Here is a 20,583-nt window from a genome sequence, read left to right on the forward strand (position 1 = left end):
ATGTTAAAAGGGGTGGTGGGGAATTTGCGTCAGCAAGGTGCCTGCCGCCCCTATTTCATTCTCAGCTTCTGATCAGTTCCAACGCTGCCGCTTTTGCCGCATCGGTCACCACGTCGCCTGACAACATCCGTGCGATTTCATCCACCCGTGCATCATCGTCCAAAGGCACGACTGTCGAGGTCGTTTCCGCTGTCGTCTGACGTTTCTCAACCCGCCAATGATGCTGCCCTAGGGCTGCGACCTGCGGTGAGTGGGTCACCACCAGCACCTGGCCATCGCTTGCCAATGCCACCAAACGGCGCCCAACCGCGTCGGCCGTTGCGCCGCCAACGCCCCTGTCAATCTCATCAAAGATCATGGTCAACCCGCCCTTGGTTCCGGTCAGGCAAACCTTAAGCGCAAGTAAAAAGCGGCTCAGCTCCCCACCCGAAGCGATTTTGTTCAGTGGCCCGGCGGGCGCACCAGGGTTGGTGGCAACCTGAAATGCAACCTCATCTACCCCTTCTGGGCCGGGCGTAGATGCTGCGATATCAGTTGCGAACACGGCACGTTCCATCTTGAGCGGGGCAAGCTCTGCGGCCATGGCCGCATCAAGCGCTTTGGCCGCCTTCGCCCGCCCTTTTGACAGGCGCGCGGCCTTATGGTCGTAAGCTTCTTCGGCGGCCACCAAAGCCGCTTTCAGTTTCTGAAGCCCATCTGTGCTGTCATCCAACACGGAAAGCCGGGTGCGCAGGTCATCGGCAAAGGCGCTAAGCTCATCGGCCAGCACATTATGCTTGCGCGCCAATCCGCGAATGGCAAAAAGCCGTTCCTCGACATCTTCCAGCTCGGCCGGGTTAAACGACAACGCATCAAGACAGGCTTCAATGCCCTGCTGAGCCTCATCCAGCGGTGTCATCACCCGCTCAATCGCGTTAAGCGGCGCATCAAGCTGCCCCTCGGCCTGGGCCGCGGCCCCTTGCAGCCAGCGCGAAGCATCACTGATCAGCCCCTCTGCGCCCTGCAACCCCAGCGCCTCACCCGCCTTGGCGATATCGGTGCGGATCTTTTCGGCAGCCTGCATCATGCGGCGTTTGGTGTCCAAAGCCGCCTCTTCGCCCGGTTCAGGTGCAAGCGCGTCCAGCTCGGCCACCGCATGGCGCAAATATTCCTCTTCGGTACGGATTTCGGCGATACGGGTCTCGGCCGCATCAAGGGCCTGGCGGGCAGCGCCCAAAGCCTGCCAAGCCTTGGCCAACTGGGCAACATCGCCCTCTAAGCCGCCATAGGCATCCAGCATCTGACGGTGACCACGCGCATTCAACAGCCCGCGATCATCATGTTGGCCATGCAGCTCAATCAAGCGGTCAGACAAGGCGCGCAGCACCTCGCCGCTGACGCGCCGATCATTGACCCATGCGGTTTTGCGGCCATCGCGGGTATTGACGCGGCGCAAGATCAGCTCATCCTCGGCGGGGATCCCTGCCTCTTCCAAGACAGCCATGACAGGATGGCCAATGGGAATATCAAAACAGGCGGTCACCTCGCCCTGCGCGGCACCTTGGCGAACCAGTTCGGCCCGGCCGCGCCAGCCAAGGACAAAGCCCAACGAATCGAGCAGGATCGATTTCCCGGCACCCGTCTCACCGGTCAACACGTTCAAACCCGGCTGAAACGCCAGTTCCAGCTGGTCGATAATCAACATATCCCGGATATTCAGACTACGGAGCATGTCAGGGCCTGGCTGTCATCCGACGCGCATCATGGTCAGAGCCATTCACCGCGCAGCACCTGACGGTAAATTGACGCAAGCCAATTGTCGCCAGTGGCATTCGGGTTCAGCCCTTCACCGGTCAGCAGGACAAAGCTGGCCTCATACCATTCGGTTGATCGGTAATTATGCCCCAGAATAGCGCCCGCTGTCTGCGCCTCTTCGACCAGGCCCAGTGACAGGTAGGATTCGACCAAACGATGCAAAGCTTCAGGCGTATGGGTTGTGGTCTGGAAATCCTCGACCACAGTACGGAACCGGTTGACCGCAGCCGCATATTGTCCACGTTTAAGATAGTAGCGGCCGATTTCCATTTCCTTGGCGGCCAGGTGATCAAATGCCAGATCAAACTTTAGCACCGATGTACGTGCATATTCGCTATCAGGATAGGTTTCGATCACTCGGCGCAGGGCCTGCAATGCCTGAAAGGTCAGCCCTTGATCACGGCCCACTTCATCAATCTGGTCGTAATAGGACAGTGCAAGAAGATAGGCTGCATAAGCAGCATCTTGTTCGGCTGGATAGAAATCCAGATACCGCTGCGCGGCGGCGCGGCTATTTGGGTAATCCTCGTCCAGGTGATACGCATAAGCCTGCATAATCAAGGCGCGCTGCGCATATTCTGAATAGGGATAAAGGCGCTCAATCTCACCAAAGGTGAAAGCGGCATCATCTGCATTGCCCTGACTGACTTGCCGCTCACCCCGTTCAAAGATTTGTTGGGCCGTCAGCGCATCCAGCGGTTCGCCTGCCCGGTCGCCGCCACCACAAGCGGCCAAAAGCGCCAATGCCAAGAGCGCGCCAAATCTTCGGCGTTTGTGATCACTGCTGCCTGACACGGTTGTCGTCCTTATTGCTCGCTGTACCCAAGAGTGGGCCCACACTGAATTGAGACGGGTCTAGCATAGAAAAATGGGGGGCAAAATGCCTTTTGATCACCCTGTGATCAACTGTTTGCAGAAGGCTTACGCAACAGCGGCAAGATCAGCCGCGCTGACGCCGACACCGGGCAAGCGGGCTGCGATTTTCGCATCGCAATTCACCCAGCGCCAAGCAGAATCATCAGCAAAAAGCGCCTGCAACAATTTGTTGGTCATCGCATGCCCGGCGCGTGTGCCCTGATAGCGGCCCAAGATCGGCGCGCCAGCCGTATAAAGATCACCCAAAGCATCCAGCATCTTATGGCGCACGGCCTCATCTGGGTGCCGTAAGCCGCCCGGGGTCAGGACCTTATCCCCATCAACCACAACCGCATTTTCAACACTGCCGCCAAGCGCCAAGCCATTGGCACGCATCGCATCGACATCGGCAGAGCGACAGAATGTCCGGCTATCGCACAGCTCGCGCACAAAGGACCCATTGGCCATATTCAGCGTCTTATGCTGCTTGCCGATCGCGGCATCTTCGAAATCAATGGCAAAATCGATTTGTAAAGTGGTCGCCGGGGACAGCTGCGCAAAGGCCGGGCCGTCGCTGACGGATACGTCCTTCAAAATTTCAATCGCCCGAAGCGGTGCAGACAGCCGGGTCAAACCGGTCTTCACAATCCCGCGGACAAAGACAGCCGCACTGCCATCAAGGATCGGGACTTCTGGCCCGTCCAGCTCAATCAATGCGTTATGCACGCCGCAGCCAGCCAAAGCCGCCATCAGATGTTCAATGGTCGACACCGTCACACCATCCGCATTGGTCAACCGTGTATTCAAAGGGGAAACGATCACCTGATCCCAGCGGGCAGGAAGTTCTGGCTGACCAGTCACATCCATGCGCCGAAACACAATTCCCGTCCCCGCAGCTGCCGGGTTCAAAACAACACGGACAGGCATACCAGAATGCAATCCAGTGCCTTCAAAGATAACCTGTGATTTAAGTGTTGTTTGCAAGAGCGTCAGGACCTTGAGTGGTTTTGCGTCCTTAAAGGAGTAGCGCCCCGCCCCTGCGGTCTCAACTCACTCTTTACAACCGACTGAAACATGGGCTGTCAGGTTTGCGGCAGCAATGTGACCGATTGTACATACCGTTGTTTTCAAAAGAAAAAGGCCGCATGATTGCGGCCTTCATCATCACTGTGACCTGACGTTATGTGTCAGAATTAATTCGCCTGACGTCGCAGAAACGCGGGAATCTCGATCTTTTCCTGATCTTCCTGCACTGCGGGCTCTTGATGCAACGCGGTCACTTGCGGCTGCGCGCGGGCTGGTTGCTGCGGTGCGCTTCCTTCGGCCTGCGCCCCGGTCATGCGGTTGATCAGCGAGTTGATTCCAAAGCGCGGCTTTTCGGCCTCTGCAGCCTCGTGCGCGGCGTGCTGCTGTGGTTGCTCTACCGGTTTTGGCGCGCGGTTTACAGCGGCTTGCAAGCGCGCAAGTGCCTCAGGCGAAGGTGTGCCGGGGGCTGCTGCACGCGGGGCGACGAATGTCTCCGCCTCAGTCAATGCAGGCTCAGCGCGCGGTGTATAGGCAGGTGCAGGCACTTCATCAGCAGCGGCAACGACCGGCGCGGGCTCCTGTGCATCACGCTGTGGTTGGAACGCTGCAGGCTGCTGCGGCTGCGCGGCTGGCACGTCAAGCTCTTCAAACAAGCTGCGGTTATCGGCTGGTGCTGGCGCCGCCTCTTGCATCACTGGGGCCGCTTCCTGAACAGGCGCAGCAGGCGCTTCGACGGAAACGGTCTGCGTCAAAGGGGCCGCCATGGAACGGCGCGGCAATGGGGTTTCGGCATTGCTGGAAATCGCATCTATCCCGGTTGCAACAACAGAAACGCGCATCTTGCCGCCCATATCAGTGTCGAGCGTCGAACCCACGATGATATTGGCCTCGCCATCGACCTTTTCACGGATCTTGTTGGCGGCTTCATCAAGCTCAAACAATGTCAGATCGTAGCCGCCGGTGATGTTGATCAGAACGCCTTTGGCACCCTCAAGCGAAATCTCATCCAAAAGCGGGTTCGCGATGGCTTTTTCAGCAGCCTGAATAGCGCGATCTTCGCCTTCAGCCTCGCCCGTACCCATCATCGCTTTGCCCATTTCGTCCATCACGGCGCGCACATCGGCAAAATCAAGGTTGATCAGGCCAGGACGCACCATCAGATCAGTCACGCCCTTCACACCTTGGTAAAGCACGTCATCGGCCAGCGCGAAAGCTTCGGTAAAGGTTGTGTTTTCATTGGCCAGACGGAACAGGTTCTGGTTCGGAATGATGATCAGCGTATCCACGACCTTCTGCAGGGCTTCGACACCCTCTTCGGCCTGTTTCATCCGCTTGGCACCTTCAAACTGGAAGGGCTTGGTGACAACACCAACGGTCAGAACACCCAATTCACGGGCGGCCTGCGCAATGATCGGGGCTGCACCAGTGCCGGTGCCGCCGCCCATACCGGCAGTGATAAAGCACATATGCGCCCCTGCCAGATGGTCCACGATCTGTTCAATGCTTTCTTCGGCCGCGGCTGCGCCAACGGTTGCCCGGGCACCAGCGCCCAAGCCTTCGGTGACCTTCAGACCCATTTGGATCTTTGCGCCTGCATGCGATTGCTGGAGCGCCTGCGCGTCCGTGTTCGCCACCACAAATTCGGTCCCATCAAGCTGCTGCTCGATCATGTTGTTGACCGCGTTGCCGCCAGCGCCACCCACACCAAATACGGTGATCCGTGGTTTCAGTTCTTCATGCCCGGGAAGGGATAGGTTCAAAGTCATAACTCGATCCGCCTGTTATTTTAGCCCGTGCCTGCGGGCGCCTGCTGTTTATTGATATCGACAATAACGAAGTGATGCCGAAAGGTCACGGGAAAAACACAAAAATGCCACCAAATATGGACAAAAACCTTGCCCAAACGCGCTGATATCGGCGGCTGGGCAAGATGTTGCGCATTACCAATTGTCCTTAAACCATTTCACTGCGCGTTTGAGCGACCGCGCCGGGTAATTATCGGCCGGAATTTCGAAATCCCACCATTCATCCTGCGGATTCGCGGCAAATAATGTCAGGCCCACGGCGCTTGAAAACGCGGGGCCAATCGCAGCCTGCGGCAGGCCTTGTACCCGCAACGGGCGACCAAGCCGTACCTGCTGACCCAAAATTTTACTGGCGAGCCCATCAAGACCGGGGATCTGGCTACCACCGCCAGTCAGAACAATCTGCTGGCTTGGCAAATGCTCAAACCCGGCTGCATCCAGACGGGATCGAACCTCTTCGAGGATCTCTTCAACGCGGGGGCGCATGATGCCAATCAGCTCGGCCCGGCTAACGGTGCGCCGGTCATGTTCCCAATCACCGGTGTCGCCGCCAACCTCGATCATTTCGCGGTCGTCCATCCCGGTTGCAACAACGCCGCCATAGAATGTCTTGATCCGCTCTGCGACCGATGTGGACACCTGCAAGCCCATCGAAATGTCAGAGGTCACATGCTCACCGCCCATGCGCACGCTATCAGCGTAGATCATGTGTTTTTTCATAAAGACCGAAATGCCTGTCGAACCGCCGCCCAGATCGATGCAGGCCGCACCCAGCTCTTGCTCATCCTCAACAAGTGAAGACATGCCAGACACATAGGCAGACGACGCCAGCCCGGCCAGTTCCAGGTCACAGCGTTTGATGCAGTAAAACAGGTTCTGAATAGCCGTCGCATCAACCGTCAACATATGCATATCTGTCGTCAGTCTATGGCCAATCTGCCCGCGCGGATCGGCCAGACCGGACCGATGATCAAGCGCAAAGTTCACAGGCTGCGCATGCAACACCTCGCGGTCAGCGCCGTAGTCGGGCACATCGCAATTGGCCATAACCTGGCTGATATCCTGCTCGGTGACCATGCCGCCGGCCACATCAAGCACGCCATCAAGTCCGTAAGAGCGCGGGCGCGCGCCGGACAGGCAAGCAATAACGTGATCGACGCGAACATTGGCCATTTTCTGGGCCGCTTGCACAACGGTACGGATCGCCCGCTCGGTTTCTTGCATCGCGTCGACTTCGCCAAAACGCACACCGCGCGACCGTGTCGTGGCGGCGCCGATGACGCGGAATTGCGATTGGCCCGCCATGGACCCGACACCGTCAACGCTACGGAACTGTTCGGGCCCATCAAAACGCAACACAAGGCAGGCTATTTTCGATGTGCCAACATCCAAAATTGCCACAACACCCCGCTGCATGGCCGCTTTGCGCATCTGCCGCATCGCCCGCTGGCTGTCATAAAGATCGCCCATTAGTTGCTCGCCCCATTATTATTATCATTTGTTGTGCTTGCGCGGCGCAACGCCGCCGCGGCCTCTTCGTTCATCCGCAGCGTTGGCCGTTCAGCATTGCGCATATCCACGATGGCGACATCCCGGCTCAGCATGTCTTGCGCGTCGTTTAGGGCGATCACCCGATCAAGCGCTGCAACCGCGCCGTCACCCGGCAGCAAAATGCGTTGCTCACGATCCAGGATAATATCCCAGCGGCGCTCACCCATGCGCACCAGGCCGCGCACCCGCTCGCGCAACGGACCCGCACCGGCATAAAGGGCTAACGCTTCTTGAATATTCTGCTCAGCCCCGTCCCCCGCAATAAGCGGCAAATCAAGCCGGTCGGCACGCGATGATACAGTGCCAGAGCGGACGCCCTCAGCATCGATCAGCCGCAAAACCGGTCCGTCCCGCCAAAGGGCCACAGGCAAACGCGGGGTCAGCACAACCTCAAGCAGGCCTGCCTGCCCCACCCGGACGCTGGCGGTTTGCACAGGTTCAAGCGCTTCAACATCACGGCGGATCGCCTCCAGATCCAGATCGAAAGAGGACATCGGATATTCAGAAGGGACCAAACCGGCGACAGTGGCCATGGTTTGTTCATCCGCGCCAGTGATATTCAGCGCCTGCACCATGAATTGAGGGCGCTCTTGAAAGCTGCGTTTGGTTTCGGCAATCGTGGCCGCAAGCGCGCTGCGGTTTTCCGGCTTGGAGTACCACGAGCCAGCAATTGCTGCGATTAGCAGAATTGGCACGCCAATCCGCACAGTCGCGCGAAAACCAGGTGTCAGCATAAGACGCTGGAACCGATAGCCCAGCTTTGACGGGGCCGGATCACGCGGCGCGGTGGCCGGGGCGCGGCGTTGCATCAACGATCGCATGACGCATCCTCCACCAGCCAACCGCAAAGCGCAGGGAAATCATAGCCCGCAAAGGCGGCCTGTTCGGGCGCCAATGAGGTGGGGGTCATACCGGGCTGCGTATTGGTTTCCAGCAGGATCAAACCCGCAACGCCCTGGGTATCATCCCAGCGGAAATCCGTGCGCGACAAACCACGGCAGCCAATCACCTGATGGGCGCGCAAAGCGTAGTCCATACAGGCCGCAAAGACATCCGCAGGAATATCCGCTGGCACAACATGGGCCGATCCGCCAGGCTTGTATTTCGCATCGTAGTCATACCAGCCATCGGTCACGATATCCGTGACGGTCAAGGCGCGATCACCCATGACAGCAACTGTCAATTCACGGCCGGGCACAAAGGCCTCGGCCATAACCTGTTCGGGCATTTGCGGGGACAGCTGCGGCGGGGAATTCGCACCCTCTTGCACAATGTATATGCCGACGCTGGACCCTTCATTGTAAGGCTTCACCACGTAAGGTGGCCTCATAACATGATTGGCGCGCACATCCTCGGCGCTGGCCAGAACGCTTTGGGCAACAGGCAGTCCATGGGCGCGGTAAATTTCCTTGGTGCGCAATTTGTCCATGGCAAGGGCAGAGGCCAAAACGCCGGAATGCGTGTACGGAATACGAAGCCATTCCAGAATGCCCTGAACGGAACCATCCTCGCCCCAACGGCCATGCAAAGCGTTAAAGACAACGTCAGGGGAAATCTCTTGAAGGCGCGACGCGACATTCAGGTCGGCATCGACCTCAATCGCCTCATATCCTGCTTCCCGTAAAGCCGATGCACATTCGCGGCCCGTACTCAGCGAAACGTCACGTTCCGCTGATGGGCCGCCCATGAGGACAACAACTTTCGGGTTTGCCCTGCTCGACATACCCAACCGCCTTCTTAGCGGGTCTTTTGCGACCCGTCATTTGTAACGATCCAGGACCTATCCCGCCCTTTGGATCACGGCCTTTTGGCCGGTTATTTCGCTGGATTTTCGCCCGTCCGGCGACCAACCCGCATAATTTCCCATTCTAGCGCGATCTGCTGGGAATCGTAAACCTTTTTCCGCACCTCTTCACCCAAATCCTCAAGATCGGCAGCGGTCGCACCGCCCGCATTGGTCAGAAAGTTGGAATGCTTGGTGTTCATTACGGCGCCGCCCAAGGTGGCACCGCGCATCCCGGCATTATCAATGACCTTCCAGGCCTTCAGATCATGCACATCATCCGCCCGTCCGGTTGAGGAAAACCCAGCCGGGTTCCGAAAGGTCGATCCGGCGGTCCGATCCTTTGTGGGCTGGGTCTCATCGCGCTTGGTAAGCTGATCAACCATACGCTGGGCCAGTTGCTCGGGCGCGCCTTTGGGCGGGGCAAAGCAGGCATCCACAATGACAGCGCCATCGGGCAGAACGCTTTGACGATAGGACAACTGCAGGGCCTCCGCCGGAAGCTGGGTGACGGTGCCATCACGCAGCACCACAGTGGCTGATGTCAAAACATCGGCGACATAATGACCATAACATCCTGCATTCATGCGCACGGCACCGCCAATCGATCCAGGAATGGTACGCAAAAAGGTCAGATCAAACCCTGCATCGGCGGCCTTGCGGGCCACATGCGCGTCCAAAGCAGCCGCGCCAGCAGTCACCACATCATCGCCGATATCAATCGCGTTAAAGCCACGCCCCAGCCGGATCACAACACCTGCAATCCCGCCATCGCGGACGATCAAATTGCTACCGACACCCATCGGAAAGACCGGCACCGCAGGATCAAGGCCCGCCAGAAAATCGGATAAATCATCAATATCTGCGGGCTGAAAAAGCATTTCTGCGGGGCCACCAACGCGCATCCATGTCAGCTCGGACAGCGCGCGCTGCGGGGTCAATGTGCCACGCACCTGCGGGAGTTTAAGCATCGATCCTGTCTTCCTTCTTGCGCAGCCCCAAAAGGCCGCCGACCACGGCCCCTACAGCAATCGGCGCGCTGATACCACATAGAGCGGCCAAATCGGCCGGCGTGTCCAGCCACCGCCCGCCCAAAAAACTGACAAACACGAACAATGTAAGGAAAAGCCATGCTGTAAGAGCCACGCCTGCGGTCGGTATCAACAGCAACAACAGAATATCGGCGTCCATAGGTCATCCTTTCACACAGCTAGATAATCAAAAAATGAACATAGTTCAATACACTTTATGATCATCCCTTTTCCGCAGCAACCAGCCCAACAAGGCCCCTGCTGCGGCACCGGAAAAAGCAGGCAAAACCAGCAGTAGCGCCAAAGACATGGCCAGAACCGGATCAATCCCAAATGGACGGCCTGCCGCGTAAAGCAACACCGCAAAACCGGCGCCGAGCAGTGATAAGATCGTCAACGCCAATCCGCCCCGACCTTTGCGCATGATGCGGGCCAGCAAGGCAAATGGCACCAAAGCCGCCGCGCACATGCCCGCAACGATGCCCAACCCGCTCATTCCTTTGCCCCGATCAGCCGACGCAATCGGCGCAGCAGATAATAGACCGGCCAGCGGAACACGGAACAGGCGACGGCGACACCCACAAGGCCCATCCAAACACCGCCCTCCCAAATCAAAAACACCAGCAAAGGCGCACCAAGGGCCATCAGCACGTAGGCGCGGCGCCAATGATTGTCATTTGAAGGGATCGCGGCCATCACAAAGGCCAAAAGCACCCAAAGGCAAAGCAAAAGCACAGAAAGGGTCATCGCAGTCCCCGGGGAAAGCGGCGTAGCCTGCAAGGCGCAGATAATATGATTGTACGGACAAAGCCGATGATCCGAGACGTGTTCATAAAAGGGATGCTACCGCAGGATCATGGCAGGTTTAACGCCAAAAATCGGCAACGCAGCGGCAAGCGCCGGTCTGAGCGACGGCCCGAGGGGTGGCGAGCCACCTGCCCTGCGACTTGATTTATGGTGGCCAAGTGCATCTTCCGCATCATTGGTGTGCAAGGCAGCCAAATCGCCGCCCCGCTGGGTCGGACCGCCGATCTGACCGGCGCCTTCGGCTTGTTCCGGTCTGTGTTTGTGCATCAGTGTATAGCGTCTTTGGCGGACTTGATATTCTTTAAGATGCGTTCACCGCCGAAAAACACGGCTCCCGCAGTCGCTGCAACCGTAGCGCTCACACCAAGGAGGGGCAGAGTAACAGCAGTTGCACCCACCAAGCCAAGGCGGCAGGTATTGTCGACGAGTTCATCCACATTTGCGCGGGGCCATTCCTTGAACTTGCCCAAATAAAGTCTGACCAAACCAACAGCCTGCTCAGCATCTCCCTGCGGCATATGATCTGTTTCAGGTACGAGATCGGCAAGGCCCAGCACAGCTTCGTGCATTGAGGTCAAAACGCCAATCTGTCGCTTTGCCTCGTCCCGCTCATCATCGCTTTGGTAGTTTTTACGTTGAAGGCGTTCGATCTCTAGCGTGATCAATCCAATCACGGCGTCGAAGCTTGCCGGCAACTGTCTACGGTTTTCGATCATTGCGGATCGTGTCGCCAATATCTGCTGTGAAGCAATCGGCTGGCTTGATTTGGGCGCCCCCGTCCTTTTTTGATCTTCTTCCAAATAAAGCGCCAATACTTCATCAAACATCGGGTTGATGTGTTCGGGGCCTTTTTTCCAGTCTTCAGGTGTCATGTTTTGCAGCACGTTCCACATTGCCCGTGGGTGCCAGTCTCGCGCCCCCAAAATGCGATTGTACCAGTTAATCCAAACAGACCAATCAACGGGCCGCTCTCGCATGACCTCTGTCGCATTTTGCCAGGTTTGCTCGAAACCGACCGGCATGCCGTCTGGCCAGATCAGTTCGTTACCGACCAAATCAGCCCTAATCAATTCCCATAAGTCCAAGTGCTCGCTAGCCGCTGTCGCGCAAACAACCGCCGCAATCGCCGATCCCATTCGATCAGTAGTCTTATGAGAGCGCCAAAATGTAGCGGCATTTATTGCTGCAAACATAGCATTGGGCAGCGCGTTGCTTGCAGAGGCCGCATTGCCGTCACGTTGAGGCTTTACCGCCACCTCTGTTTCAAGTTGATTAGCCGCACAAGTCACGCCTCGAATAGCTGCCGAAAAGGAAGCCGAAGCACGTAAACCTCCCGCCTCCGCAGTTGCCAAACAGCCAAAGAAGGGAAGTGGCGACAGATTCAATTGCTGCGCCCATTCCTCTTCGGATAAGTCGAGCGCCAAAATTGGAAAAACCCTAAATGCCGAATTAAATGAAACACGACGCGCAACTTCCATGCGTTCATATTGAGGTAAGTGATCTAAATACCGCCTTAGAGAATCCCTATCCCGAACCTCGTCAACATCCATCCACTCATCCCTTTAACCGCCCAGGCAATGCATTGGCCCAGGCGCTGATCGTCCCGGCCCCAAGGCAGACGACGATGTCGCCCTCTCCGGCTTGTTCGCGCACAATGCGTAGCAGATCATCTTCGCTTTCCACAACCCGCGCGTGCCGGTGGCCGCTGCGGATCAGCCCGGCGACCAGGTCGGTGTGGCTGGCCCCCTCGATGGGCGCCTCTCCGGCGGCGAAAACCTCGGCTATGCCCACCACATCGGCATCGTTAAAGCAGGCGCAAAACTCGTCGAAGTGATGCGACAGACGTGTAAACCGGTGCGGCTGGTGCACGGCGATCACCCGCCCGTTGGTGGATTGCCGGGCGGCTTTCAGGACTGCCGCGATCTCAACCGGGTGGTGCCCGTAGTCGTCGATGATGGTGACCCCATCCACCTCGCCCACTTTGGTAAAGCGCCGGTTGACCCCGCCAAAGCCCTTCAGGGCTGCACGGATTTCATCCTTTTTCATACCCAAATGCCGGGCGACGGCCACGGCCGACAACGCGTTTGAGACGTTGTGATCACCCGGCATCGGCAATTCGCAACCTTCGATCACCGCATCCTCGCCTTGCAGCGCGACATCAAAAAACGCGCTGCCCCCGCTATAGCGCAGGTTCACTGCCCGCACATCGGCCTGCGCGTTAAAGCCAAAGGTGACAACGCGCCGGTCAGTGATTTTGCCCACCAGCGATTGCACATCCGGATCATCGGTGCAGCAAACCGCCAGCCCATAGAACGGGATGTTGGACACGAAGTCATAAAACCCTTTGTGCAAGGCCTCTTCCGTGCCCCAGTGTTCCATATGCTCGGGGTCGATATTGGTGACAATGGCAATGGTCGCGGGCAGCCGGTTAAAGGTGCCGTCGCTTTCATCGGCCTCTACCACCATCCATTCGCCCTGCCCCATTCGGGCGTTTGACCCGTAGGCATGAATAATGCCGCCATTGATGACGGTCGGGTCGATCCCACCTTCATCCAGCAGCGCAGCCACCATAGTGGTGGTCGTCGTTTTCCCGTGAGTACCCGCAACAGCAACATTGGATTTCAGACGCATCAGTTCGGCCAACATCTCGGCACGGCGCACAACGGGCAGGCCCTTGGCCCGGGCCTGATCCAATTCGGGATTGCCCGTTTTGATAGCAGATGAGATCACCACAACCTCGGCCCCTTCCAGGTTCTCAGCCCGCTGGCCCTCATAGATCACAGCCCCCAGCGATTTCAGACGATCGGTAATTTTCGACGCCTTCAGGTCAGAGCCCTGCACCGTATAGCCATGATTCAAAAGCACCTCGGCAATGCCGGACATGCCAATACCGCCAATCCCGACAAAGTGGATCGGACCAATATCAAGCGGAAGTTTTGTTGCTGCGTTCATCACCGGGTTCCCATCCATCATTTCTTGCCCGCCTCTGCCAAACTCTCAACCATTTCGACCAAACGCGCGGTCGCATCAGGCACGCCACAGGCGGTTGCGGCCAGCGACATCTTCAACATGCCCGCCTCATCCGACAGCAGCTCGGTCAGTTTTTCGGTCAGCGGGCCAACCTCAAATGCGTCCTCGGTCATCAGAACAGCCCCCCCGGCCTCAACCAATTGGTGGGCATTTGCGGTCTGCTCATCGCGGATAGCGCTGGCCAGCGGCACCCAGATTGCAGGGCGGCCAATCACGCTGACATCCGCAACGGTCGACGCGCCCGAGCGTGACATGACAAGCTGCGCATCCACCATGCGGCGGGGGACATCGTGAAAGAATGTTTGCACATCCGCAGTGATTAGCTCAGCCGCATAAAATTCCTGCACGCGTTCAAGATCCTCAGGCCGGGCCTGATGGCTGACGCGGATATTGCGGCGGATATGTTCAGGCAAGGCCGCGATCGCGGGCGGGGCGATATCAGACATGATCCGCGCGCCCTGCGATCCACCCAACACCAAAAGCGACATTGGATAATCACCGGGCGGAATATAAGGGGCACTTGCATGTTCCAAAACAGCGGCACGGACCGGATTGCCAGTATGGGTCCCCTCAAGATGGCCCGGCAATTCGGTTGGCCAGGTACCGCAGGCAATCCGGTTTACACGTTTGGCAAATAGCTGATTGACGCGGCCCAGCACGCCATTTTGCTCATGGATCATGCGCGGGACACGCAAGGCCCAGGCAGCGGCCATGGCCGGGATGGCCGGATAGCCGCCAAAGCCGACGACGACAGTTGGCCGCTCACGCAGTATGCGCCATTTGGCCGCCGCAATCCCGCCTAAGATGCGAAACGGCACCAGCAGCTTGTGCAGCACGCCGCCACGGGCAAAGGTCGCGCTGCCGACGATATTGATGTCCACCGCATCGGGAAAGCCGCCCGCATAGCGCGCACCACGCGCATCGGTCGACAGACGCACGCGCCAGCCCTTTTCCAGCATCGCCTCAGCCAGTGCCTGGGCCGGAAACATATGCCCGCCTGTCCCCCCAGCGGCGATAATCAACAGCGGTTTTGTCATCGATTGGCCCTACGCAAAAGAATGTCTTCCATCTCGCCCTGCGGACGGGCGCGGGTAAACGCCAAAAGCATGCCGACCGCAATGCCCCCTGCGATCAATGACGATCCGCCATAGGACACAAATGGCAGTGTCATGCCCTTGGCGGGCAACAAGCGGACCGCCACACCCATATTGATCATGGCCTGCACACCAAAGGCACAGACAAGGCCGGTGCCGGCAAGCCGGATGAACACGTCACGTTCCTTCATCAGGCGCAGCAGCGACCGGACAACGATCACCGCGTAAAGCGCGATGATGACAAGCACACAGATCAGGCCGTATTCCTCGGCCGCAACAGCGATAATGAAATCGGTATGGGCGTCGGGCAGCGACCACTTCACTTGGCCTTCACCGACGCCGACACCAAAGAAACCGCCCTCGCGGATCGCGTTTGTCGCATATCCAAGCTGGGTATTGGGGTCGATATCAGGCGACAGGAAGCCGTCAATGCGGCGGGCGAAGTGCTCCGAATTAGCATAGGCAAAACTGCCCGCAACAACCACCAGCCCAGCCAGCACGATCAGAATAAGCATCGGCGCCCCGGCCACAAAATACATGACCCCCCAGGAAAACAGGATCAGGGCAGCCTGACCAAAATCAGGCTGCAAGGCAAGGATCAGCACGATCATCACGGTCAGCACAAAGGAATAGGTTTTGCCGGGCGGGCCGCCCAATTGCTGCCCCGCGGCCAACAACCACGCGGCCATGACAACAAAACCCGGCTTCAGAAACTCTGACGGCTGGACCGAGGCAAAACCAAGCGAATACCAACGCGTCGCCCCTTTTCCGAAATCCGTACCAAAGACCGGCAGGAACGCCAGCGCCGTAAAGGCGCATAGAAACCCAAGCACGGCCAATCTACGTACCAGTGTTGGTGACATCATCGACACGATCAGCATAACCGTCATAGCCGTGCCGCCGAAAATCGCTTGCCGAATAACATAGTGGAAAGGCTCAAGCCCGTTTTTGGCGGCCAAAGGCGGCGAGGACGCCAAACCCAATAGCAGCCCGATCCCAAAAAGCATCAAGATGCAGGACATTGTCCATTTATCGATTGTCCGCCACCAACGTGGAAGAACCGGGTCACCGGATTGCACCGGGACCGTTCCATAGACCATTTCCGTCATGGATCACCGCCTAACTGCCTCTATTGCCCGTTTTCCGGGTCTGTTGTCAGCATAGCGGGCAATTGCCCGCGATTCTACAGAAAAAACCGCGCTCTACGCATCTTCCGGCAGCGATCAAATTTCGCGAAATTTGATCTCTCCCCAGCACTGCGTCATATGCCGCATTATGAAATACGAAACGCTCATTATTGGCGCCGGAGCTGCGGGTATGATGTGCGCCGCACATGCCGGACCCGGCGTGCTTGTGGTCGATCATGCCAAAACACCGGGCGAGAAAATCCGTATTTCGGGTGGCGGGCGTTGTAACTTTACAAACCTTTATGCCGAACCAAACAATTTCATCAGCCAAAACAAGCATTTCTGCAAATCCGCGCTTGCAGGTTACAGCCAGTGGGACTTCATTGATCTGGTCGGCAAACACCGAATTGAATGGCATGAAAAAACCCTGGGACAACTGTTTTGCGACAATTCCGCTAAAGACATCATCACGATGCTCAGGGCCGAAATGGATCGGGCAGGCGCGCAACTTTGGCTGCGCACGAGCCTCAATAGCCTACACTATGACGGCACGCATTTCACAGCCGAACTGATCAAAGACAGCGAAAACATCGCCATCACCGCCCGCCAGGTGGTGATGGCCGCCGGCGGCAAGTCTATTCCCAAAATGGGCGCCACCGGGCTGGGCTATCAGATTGCAGCGCAGTTTGATCTGCCGGTCATTACACCGCGCCCCGGGCTGGTCCCGCTGACCTTTGCCGATGACAGGTTCAAATCGCTCGCCGGAACAGCAGCGCCCGCCCGTGTCCATGCCGATGGCCCTGATTTTGATGAGGCGATCCTCTTCACCCATCGCGGCCTATCGGGCCCCGCGATCTTGCAAGCCTCATCCTATTGGGATTTGGGCGCACCGATACATGTTAATCTGAATCCGGCGGGCGATCTGTTCGATCAGCTGAAATCTCAGCGCAGCGACAACGGACGTAAGGATCTGACAACAATTCTGGGTCAGTATCTGCCCGCACGATTGGTCGCCCATCTTGGACAGGAATTGGCCTTTTCTGGCAATATCGCTGATCAGAGCGATGATCAGCTACGCCGTATCTGTGCGGCGCTGTCGGACTGGCAACTCACGCCCACCGGCTCGGAAGGGTACCGTACCGCCGAAGTGACATTGGGCGGGGTTGATACGGATACCTTGTCCTCAAAGACCATGGGCGCAAAATCAGTCCCCGGGCTATATTTCATTGGGGAATGCGTTGACGTAACCGGCTGGTTGGGCGGGTATAATTTTCAATGGGCCTGGTCATCGGGCTATGCTGCGGGCCAAGCGATCAAAGCTTCATAGCACCCATTCATGCAATATGGCGCGTGACCTGCGCCATAAAATCCTCGCCCCGTTTTTCAAAGCTATCATACTGATCAAAAGAGGCCGACGCCGGGGCCAAGAGCACTACATCGCCTGGCACGGCATCGGCAATGGCGCATTTCACTGCCTCCTCCATCGTGCCGCAGACCGCGCAATCAGCCCCGGTCAGCTGGCGCGCAAAATCCTCGGCCTCACGTCCGATCACATAGGTTTTTTGCACGCGGTCCAGATGCGGCAACAGCGCCTCAAGACCGCCTTCTTTTTGCAGCCCCCCGCAAATCCAGCGAATATTGTCAAATGCTGTCAATGCCTTAGCCGCGCTGTCAACATTCGTCGCCTTACTGTCGTTTACAAACCGCACCCCATCTTTTTCACCCACCAATTGCGAACGATGCGGCAGGCCGGGATAGCTGCGCATCGCCGCCTCAATCCCCTTTGGCCCCAAACCCAGCGTCCGGCAGGCCGCATAGGCCGCGCAACCATTTTGATGATTATGCGCCCCGGGCAGCCCGTCGATATCGCGCATATCAATAGACCCCACCTGCCGCCCTTTGCGGTATTCAGACAAAAAACCCTTGCGCGCAAAGACAGCCCAACCTGCAGTGATCTTTTGGCCCGATGAGATCCGGATCACCCGGTCATCCTCGGCCCCTTCGCTAAGTTGGTTGCTGATATACCGCCCCTCGGGCTCATCAACACCGATCACGGCGCGATCCGGACCGCCTTCGGCAAAGAGCCTACGCTTGGCCGCAAAATAGCCACCCAGCCCGGCATGCCGGTCCAGGTGATCTGCAGAAAAGTTTGTAAAAACAGCGACATCCGGCGTCAGGCTGCGGGCCAGGTCGGTCTGATAAGATGACAGCTCAAGCACCACAACCTCGCCATCATGGGCGGGGTCGATGTCTAGGACGCCGCGGCCGATATTGCCGGCCAACTGCGCGGGGCGGCCATTTTCGACAAGGATATGGTGGATCAGCGCCGCCGTAGTCGATTTGCCGTTTGATCCGGTGACCGCAATTACCCGTGGGGGCGTGTCAAAGCTGTGCCAATCAGGCGTTGCAAAACTGCGAAAAAACAGACCGATATCATTGTCAACGGGCACGCCTTCATCCCAGGCCGCAGCTATTGCGGGATGGGGGGCTGGATAAAGATGCGGGATACCGGGGCTGACGATAAGGGCCGTAACCCCTTCAAATGACGTGGGTTTTGTTAAATCAAGCAGATCATAGCCATCATTCTCAGCCGCTTCGCGCCCGCCGGGGCCATCATCCCAGACCACGACCTGGGCGCCGCCTGCAGCCAAGGCTTTGGCGGCGGCCCGTCCGGTGCGGCCCATCCCAAGAACGGCCACTTTTTGCCCCGCATATCCCTGCACTGGAATCATAATCTGCCTCTTATCTTATCTGCGGGCAGAGTGCCGATGACGCGACCGGCTTGCAAGAGAGGCAGGCACCATTAGGGCGTATTGCAGCCGTATGTATCGCGTACAGAACCTGTACATACAGCCGCCCGCAATACCTGTAGCAGGCGCCCTGCCCCGATCACATATGAAAGGCGCGTTTCATATCGCTGATCGCATTCACCTGAGACGTGTTCAGCGTGCCGCCCACCAGATCGGTCAGGATATCCTGCAGCACATCCCATGAGGCATCGCCGTCAATTTTATGAAGCCTGCGCGCAAGCCGGGTCACCGCCGCATCAGGTGACTGACACTGCGCCATCAACCAGCGCCCGAGAACTTCCATCTCTTCGGCCTCTTCCGCCGAGCAGCGCAGTTTGGTCCGCAGCAGCGTATTCAAATGGGTGCGCTGTTCCGCCGTGGGCAAATCGTCAAGTTCGAGAAAGGCCTGCGCGAGGCCGCAAACGGCGATCCGCGGATCATCGATCCCTTCAACTGGATGGGCATTGGTCTGTTTGCGAAAAGCAAGTTTGCGCGGGGCGTTACGCACCGTGGTGACCGCATCTTGCGCTGCATAGATCGCTTTGTCCGGGTTCTGCCGGACCCACCACCAAAGTGCGCCGCCAAGTGTCGTCAGGATAAGAATAATGAATGGCATGGAAATATCTCTTGCTGATCTATCTTCTTGATGTGGAACGCCGCGCGCCTTTGACTCGATGTGGCTATTTTTCTGAGTCTCATTGAGAGCCACGTCAAGCAATTCTGACCCAAACGTCAAACATTTCTGATCCAGACCGGCCATGTAGCGCGCCAGCTCGAATGGCTCACAAGCGGGACAAAGTGTGAATTCTCTGCGGATGCACGAAAGTCTGCTTCTGGAATTGGCTACGGCGGCTGACTCTTTAACCAAATGGAGCGCGCACGCCTCAGAGGCCGATCCTCCTTTGCCCAACAACTGGACAAACGGCAAACGCCTCTGTTGGACTTATGCAATGGCATACCTCGGTCCACACAGAGAAGACATTCTGCATCAGGCACAACCGCGGCGCTATTGCAAATCTATCTTGTCGTGCTCAACAACTCACTCGTGAAGCTTCCAGTCGGGGCCTGTGTACGCAAAAACGCGATAAGTTCTGCTTGAGACGGACCTCGTCGAGTCGCCTGAAAATCAAAGGAACCTCTGGCCAAGAGACCTCCGCCTGATACTTCAGAAAGAGTGTATTTTCCCATGAAATATGCCTGTGGGGCAACTACGTTGATCCTTGTAGGTGCTCCGCCCTCAATCCCGAGCCGATACTCGTTGATGGGTCCGCAAACCACAAGACATGTCTGCGTCTGGAAGTTGCTAATTGCGTATTCACCCATACCAACGTCGAAATGCCAAAATACATAACCACCTTGAAACTTTGCGACCTGCATCCCGTCGGCTAAGCCTGTCCCAGTTTCGACGAAATCATCGTATTTGAAAAAGAGGACATCTTGTAACTTTGCGCCTGGTACTTCGGAGACATCAACCCACCCGTAAGCTATTGCACGAGTACCATCAGAGATCGAGGCACAACCGGACAATAGAACCACAAGACAAAACAAATAGACACGTTTTAGTAACATTCAGGTAGAGCCTCCTGCTCCTGCTAGTTCATCGTAAAAAATGCAAGCGTGGAACGTTGATAGTAAATATCCTCCCACAACGCACAATTTGCACTTTCTGCTGTCTTTTCTCGGTCGCATTCGTGCAAAACCCTCCGCTTTTTAAACTAAATTTCGTGGCGGAATAATGGCCCCTTTTTGACCAAAATACGTGTGTCGCGAGTGAACCGTTTCTTTTTCTTTCGGTAAGTATCTTGTCGGTAGTGGGTGAAGATGCCCAAAAAAGATTTGCTTTCTCGTGTATGGGGTTTCCGCTCTTTTGGCAGCTCTGAAAGACAATGCC

At 57.3% G+C, this 20,583-nt stretch carries 20 protein-coding genes; 1 reads left to right on the top strand and 19 read right to left on the bottom strand.

Annotation, left to right across the window (positions count from 1 at the left end; genetic code table 11):
- Positions 1–61 precede the first annotated feature (61 nt).
- From recN to ftsW, 16 genes are all read right to left on the bottom strand, one after another.
- Positions 62–1,711, bottom strand: coding sequence for a DNA repair protein RecN (gene recN / locus AABB29_RS18125; protein WP_373636667.1), 1,650 nt, complete (start codon positions 1,709–1,711; stop codon positions 62–64).
- 35 nt (positions 1,712–1,746) lie between these two features.
- Positions 1,747–2,589, bottom strand: a complete 843-nt coding sequence (locus AABB29_RS18130; protein WP_341365577.1) for an outer membrane protein assembly factor BamD — start codon at positions 2,587–2,589, stop codon at positions 1,747–1,749.
- A 126-nt stretch (positions 2,590–2,715) separates the two neighbouring features.
- Positions 2,716–3,633: a UDP-3-O-acyl-N-acetylglucosamine deacetylase gene (gene lpxC, locus AABB29_RS18135; RefSeq protein WP_341365576.1), complete on the bottom strand. Its 918-nt coding sequence runs from the start codon at positions 3,631–3,633 to the stop codon at positions 2,716–2,718.
- Positions 3,634–3,842: 209 nt separating this feature from the next.
- Positions 3,843–5,441: a cell division protein FtsZ gene (gene ftsZ / locus AABB29_RS18140; RefSeq protein ID WP_341365575.1), complete on the bottom strand. Its 1,599-nt coding sequence runs from the start codon at positions 5,439–5,441 to the stop codon at positions 3,843–3,845.
- A 174-nt stretch (positions 5,442–5,615) separates the two neighbouring features.
- Positions 5,616–6,950 (bottom strand): cell division protein FtsA, encoded by a 1,335-nt coding sequence (ftsA, locus tag AABB29_RS18145; RefSeq protein WP_373636668.1) that lies wholly within the window; start codon positions 6,948–6,950, stop codon positions 5,616–5,618.
- Positions 6,950–7,852: a cell division protein FtsQ/DivIB gene (locus AABB29_RS18150; RefSeq protein ID WP_341365574.1), complete on the bottom strand. Its 903-nt coding sequence runs from the start codon at positions 7,850–7,852 to the stop codon at positions 6,950–6,952. The genes ftsA and AABB29_RS18150 overlap by 1 nt, the downstream gene beginning before the upstream one ends.
- The gene (locus AABB29_RS18155; protein ID WP_341369052.1) at positions 7,840–8,718 is read right to left on the bottom strand and encodes a D-alanine--D-alanine ligase; all 879 of its coding nucleotides are present in this window, start codon (positions 8,716–8,718) and stop codon (positions 7,840–7,842) included. Before AABB29_RS18155 ends, AABB29_RS18150 begins: the two co-directional genes overlap by 13 nt.
- A 128-nt stretch (positions 8,719–8,846) precedes the next feature.
- Positions 8,847–9,785: a UDP-N-acetylmuramate dehydrogenase gene (murB, locus tag AABB29_RS18160; protein ID WP_341365573.1), complete on the bottom strand. Its 939-nt coding sequence runs from the start codon at positions 9,783–9,785 to the stop codon at positions 8,847–8,849.
- Positions 9,778–10,005 carry a hypothetical protein gene (locus AABB29_RS18165; protein WP_341365572.1) on the bottom strand — a complete coding sequence of 76 codons (228 nt, stop codon included), beginning with the start codon at positions 10,003–10,005 and terminating at the stop codon, positions 9,778–9,780. Before AABB29_RS18165 ends, murB begins: the two co-directional genes overlap by 8 nt.
- A 45-nt stretch (positions 10,006–10,050) precedes the next feature.
- On the bottom strand, positions 10,051–10,341 hold the full coding sequence (locus AABB29_RS18170; protein ID WP_341365571.1) for a UDP-N-acetylmuramate--alanine ligase: 291 nt from the start codon (positions 10,339–10,341) through the stop codon (positions 10,051–10,053).
- Entirely contained in the window at positions 10,338–10,592 is a 255-nt protein-coding gene (locus AABB29_RS18175; RefSeq protein ID WP_341365570.1) for a DUF2484 family protein, read from the bottom strand. Before AABB29_RS18175 ends, AABB29_RS18170 begins: the two co-directional genes overlap by 4 nt.
- 96 nt (positions 10,593–10,688) lie before the next feature.
- On the bottom strand, positions 10,689–10,919 hold the full coding sequence (locus AABB29_RS18180) for a hypothetical protein (protein WP_341365569.1): 231 nt from the start codon (positions 10,917–10,919) through the stop codon (positions 10,689–10,691).
- Positions 10,919–12,202: a hypothetical protein gene (locus AABB29_RS18185; RefSeq protein WP_341365568.1), complete on the bottom strand. Its 1,284-nt coding sequence runs from the start codon at positions 12,200–12,202 to the stop codon at positions 10,919–10,921. Before AABB29_RS18185 ends, AABB29_RS18180 begins: the two co-directional genes overlap by 1 nt.
- Positions 12,203–12,206: 4 nt before the next feature.
- Entirely contained in the window at positions 12,207–13,604 is a 1,398-nt protein-coding gene (gene murC, locus AABB29_RS18190) for a UDP-N-acetylmuramate--L-alanine ligase (protein WP_341365567.1), read from the bottom strand.
- Between the two features lie 17 nt (positions 13,605–13,621).
- Positions 13,622–14,719, bottom strand: a complete 1,098-nt coding sequence (locus AABB29_RS18195; protein WP_341365566.1) for a UDP-N-acetylglucosamine--N-acetylmuramyl-(pentapeptide) pyrophosphoryl-undecaprenol N-acetylglucosamine transferase — start codon at positions 14,717–14,719, stop codon at positions 13,622–13,624.
- Positions 14,716–15,885: a putative lipid II flippase FtsW gene (ftsW, locus tag AABB29_RS18200; protein ID WP_341365565.1), complete on the bottom strand. Its 1,170-nt coding sequence runs from the start codon at positions 15,883–15,885 to the stop codon at positions 14,716–14,718. The genes AABB29_RS18195 and ftsW overlap by 4 nt, the downstream gene beginning before the upstream one ends.
- A gap of 166 nt (positions 15,886–16,051) precedes the next feature.
- Here ftsW and AABB29_RS18205 point away from each other — a divergent pair, with 166 nt between their 5' ends.
- Positions 16,052–17,230: an NAD(P)/FAD-dependent oxidoreductase gene (locus tag AABB29_RS18205; protein ID WP_341365564.1), complete on the top strand. Its 1,179-nt coding sequence runs from the start codon at positions 16,052–16,054 to the stop codon at positions 17,228–17,230.
- Positions 17,231–17,237: 7 nt separating this feature from the next.
- Here the strand turns inward: AABB29_RS18205 and murD are convergent, their stop codons facing one another.
- The 3 genes from murD to AABB29_RS18220 form a co-directional block, all read right to left on the bottom strand.
- Positions 17,238–18,635 carry a UDP-N-acetylmuramoyl-L-alanine--D-glutamate ligase gene (gene murD / locus AABB29_RS18210; RefSeq protein WP_341365563.1) on the bottom strand — a complete coding sequence of 466 codons (1,398 nt, stop codon included), beginning with the start codon at positions 18,633–18,635 and terminating at the stop codon, positions 17,238–17,240.
- Between the two features lie 157 nt (positions 18,636–18,792).
- Positions 18,793–19,308 (bottom strand): hypothetical protein, encoded by a 516-nt coding sequence (locus tag AABB29_RS18215; RefSeq protein WP_341365562.1) that lies wholly within the window; start codon positions 19,306–19,308, stop codon positions 18,793–18,795.
- A gap of 401 nt (positions 19,309–19,709) precedes the next feature.
- The gene (locus AABB29_RS18220) at positions 19,710–20,261 is read right to left on the bottom strand and encodes a hypothetical protein (protein ID WP_341365561.1); all 552 of its coding nucleotides are present in this window, start codon (positions 20,259–20,261) and stop codon (positions 19,710–19,712) included.
- Positions 20,262–20,583 lie beyond the last annotated feature (322 nt).

The organism is Yoonia sp. BS5-3 (genome assembly GCF_038069655.2).
Taxonomy (GTDB): Bacteria; Pseudomonadota; Alphaproteobacteria; order Rhodobacterales; family Rhodobacteraceae; genus Yoonia; species Yoonia phaeophyticola.

Coding starts and splice junctions, on each gene's coding strand:
- recN (WP_373636667.1), bottom strand. CDS start 1,711: ATGCTCCGTAGTCTGAATATCCGGGATATGTTGATTATCGACCAGCTG.
- ftsZ (WP_341365575.1), bottom strand. CDS start 5,441: ATGACTTTGAACCTATCCCTTCCCGGGCATGAAGAACTGAAACCACGG.
- ftsA (WP_373636668.1), bottom strand. CDS start 6,950: ATGGGCGATCTTTATGACAGCCAGCGGGCGATGCGGCAGATGCGCAAA.
- AABB29_RS18150 (WP_341365574.1), bottom strand. CDS start 7,852: ATGCGATCGTTGATGCAACGCCGCGCCCCGGCCACCGCGCCGCGTGAT.
- AABB29_RS18155 (WP_341369052.1), bottom strand. CDS start 8,718: ATGGGCGGCCCATCAGCGGAACGTGACGTTTCGCTGAGTACGGGCCGC.
- murB (WP_341365573.1), bottom strand. CDS start 9,785: ATGCTTAAACTCCCGCAGGTGCGTGGCACATTGACCCCGCAGCGCGCG.
- AABB29_RS18165 (WP_341365572.1), bottom strand. CDS start 10,005: ATGGACGCCGATATTCTGTTGTTGCTGTTGATACCGACCGCAGGCGTG.
- AABB29_RS18170 (WP_341365571.1), bottom strand. CDS start 10,341: ATGAGCGGGTTGGGCATCGTTGCGGGCATGTGCGCGGCGGCTTTGGTG.
- AABB29_RS18175 (WP_341365570.1), bottom strand. CDS start 10,592: ATGACCCTTTCTGTGCTTTTGCTTTGCCTTTGGGTGCTTTTGGCCTTT.
- AABB29_RS18180 (WP_341365569.1), bottom strand. CDS start 10,919: ATGCACAAACACAGACCGGAACAAGCCGAAGGCGCCGGTCAGATCGGC.
- AABB29_RS18185 (WP_341365568.1), bottom strand. CDS start 12,202: ATGGATGTTGACGAGGTTCGGGATAGGGATTCTCTAAGGCGGTATTTA.
- murC (WP_341365567.1), bottom strand. CDS start 13,604: ATGAACGCAGCAACAAAACTTCCGCTTGATATTGGTCCGATCCACTTT.
- AABB29_RS18195 (WP_341365566.1), bottom strand. CDS start 14,719: ATGACAAAACCGCTGTTGATTATCGCCGCTGGGGGGACAGGCGGGCAT.
- ftsW (WP_341365565.1), bottom strand. CDS start 15,885: ATGACGGAAATGGTCTATGGAACGGTCCCGGTGCAATCCGGTGACCCG.
- AABB29_RS18205 (WP_341365564.1), top strand. CDS start 16,052: ATGAAATACGAAACGCTCATTATTGGCGCCGGAGCTGCGGGTATGATG.
- murD (WP_341365563.1), bottom strand. CDS start 18,635: ATGATTCCAGTGCAGGGATATGCGGGGCAAAAAGTGGCCGTTCTTGGG.
- AABB29_RS18215 (WP_341365562.1), bottom strand. CDS start 19,308: ATGCCATTCATTATTCTTATCCTGACGACACTTGGCGGCGCACTTTGG.
- AABB29_RS18220 (WP_341365561.1), bottom strand. CDS start 20,261: ATGTTACTAAAACGTGTCTATTTGTTTTGTCTTGTGGTTCTATTGTCC.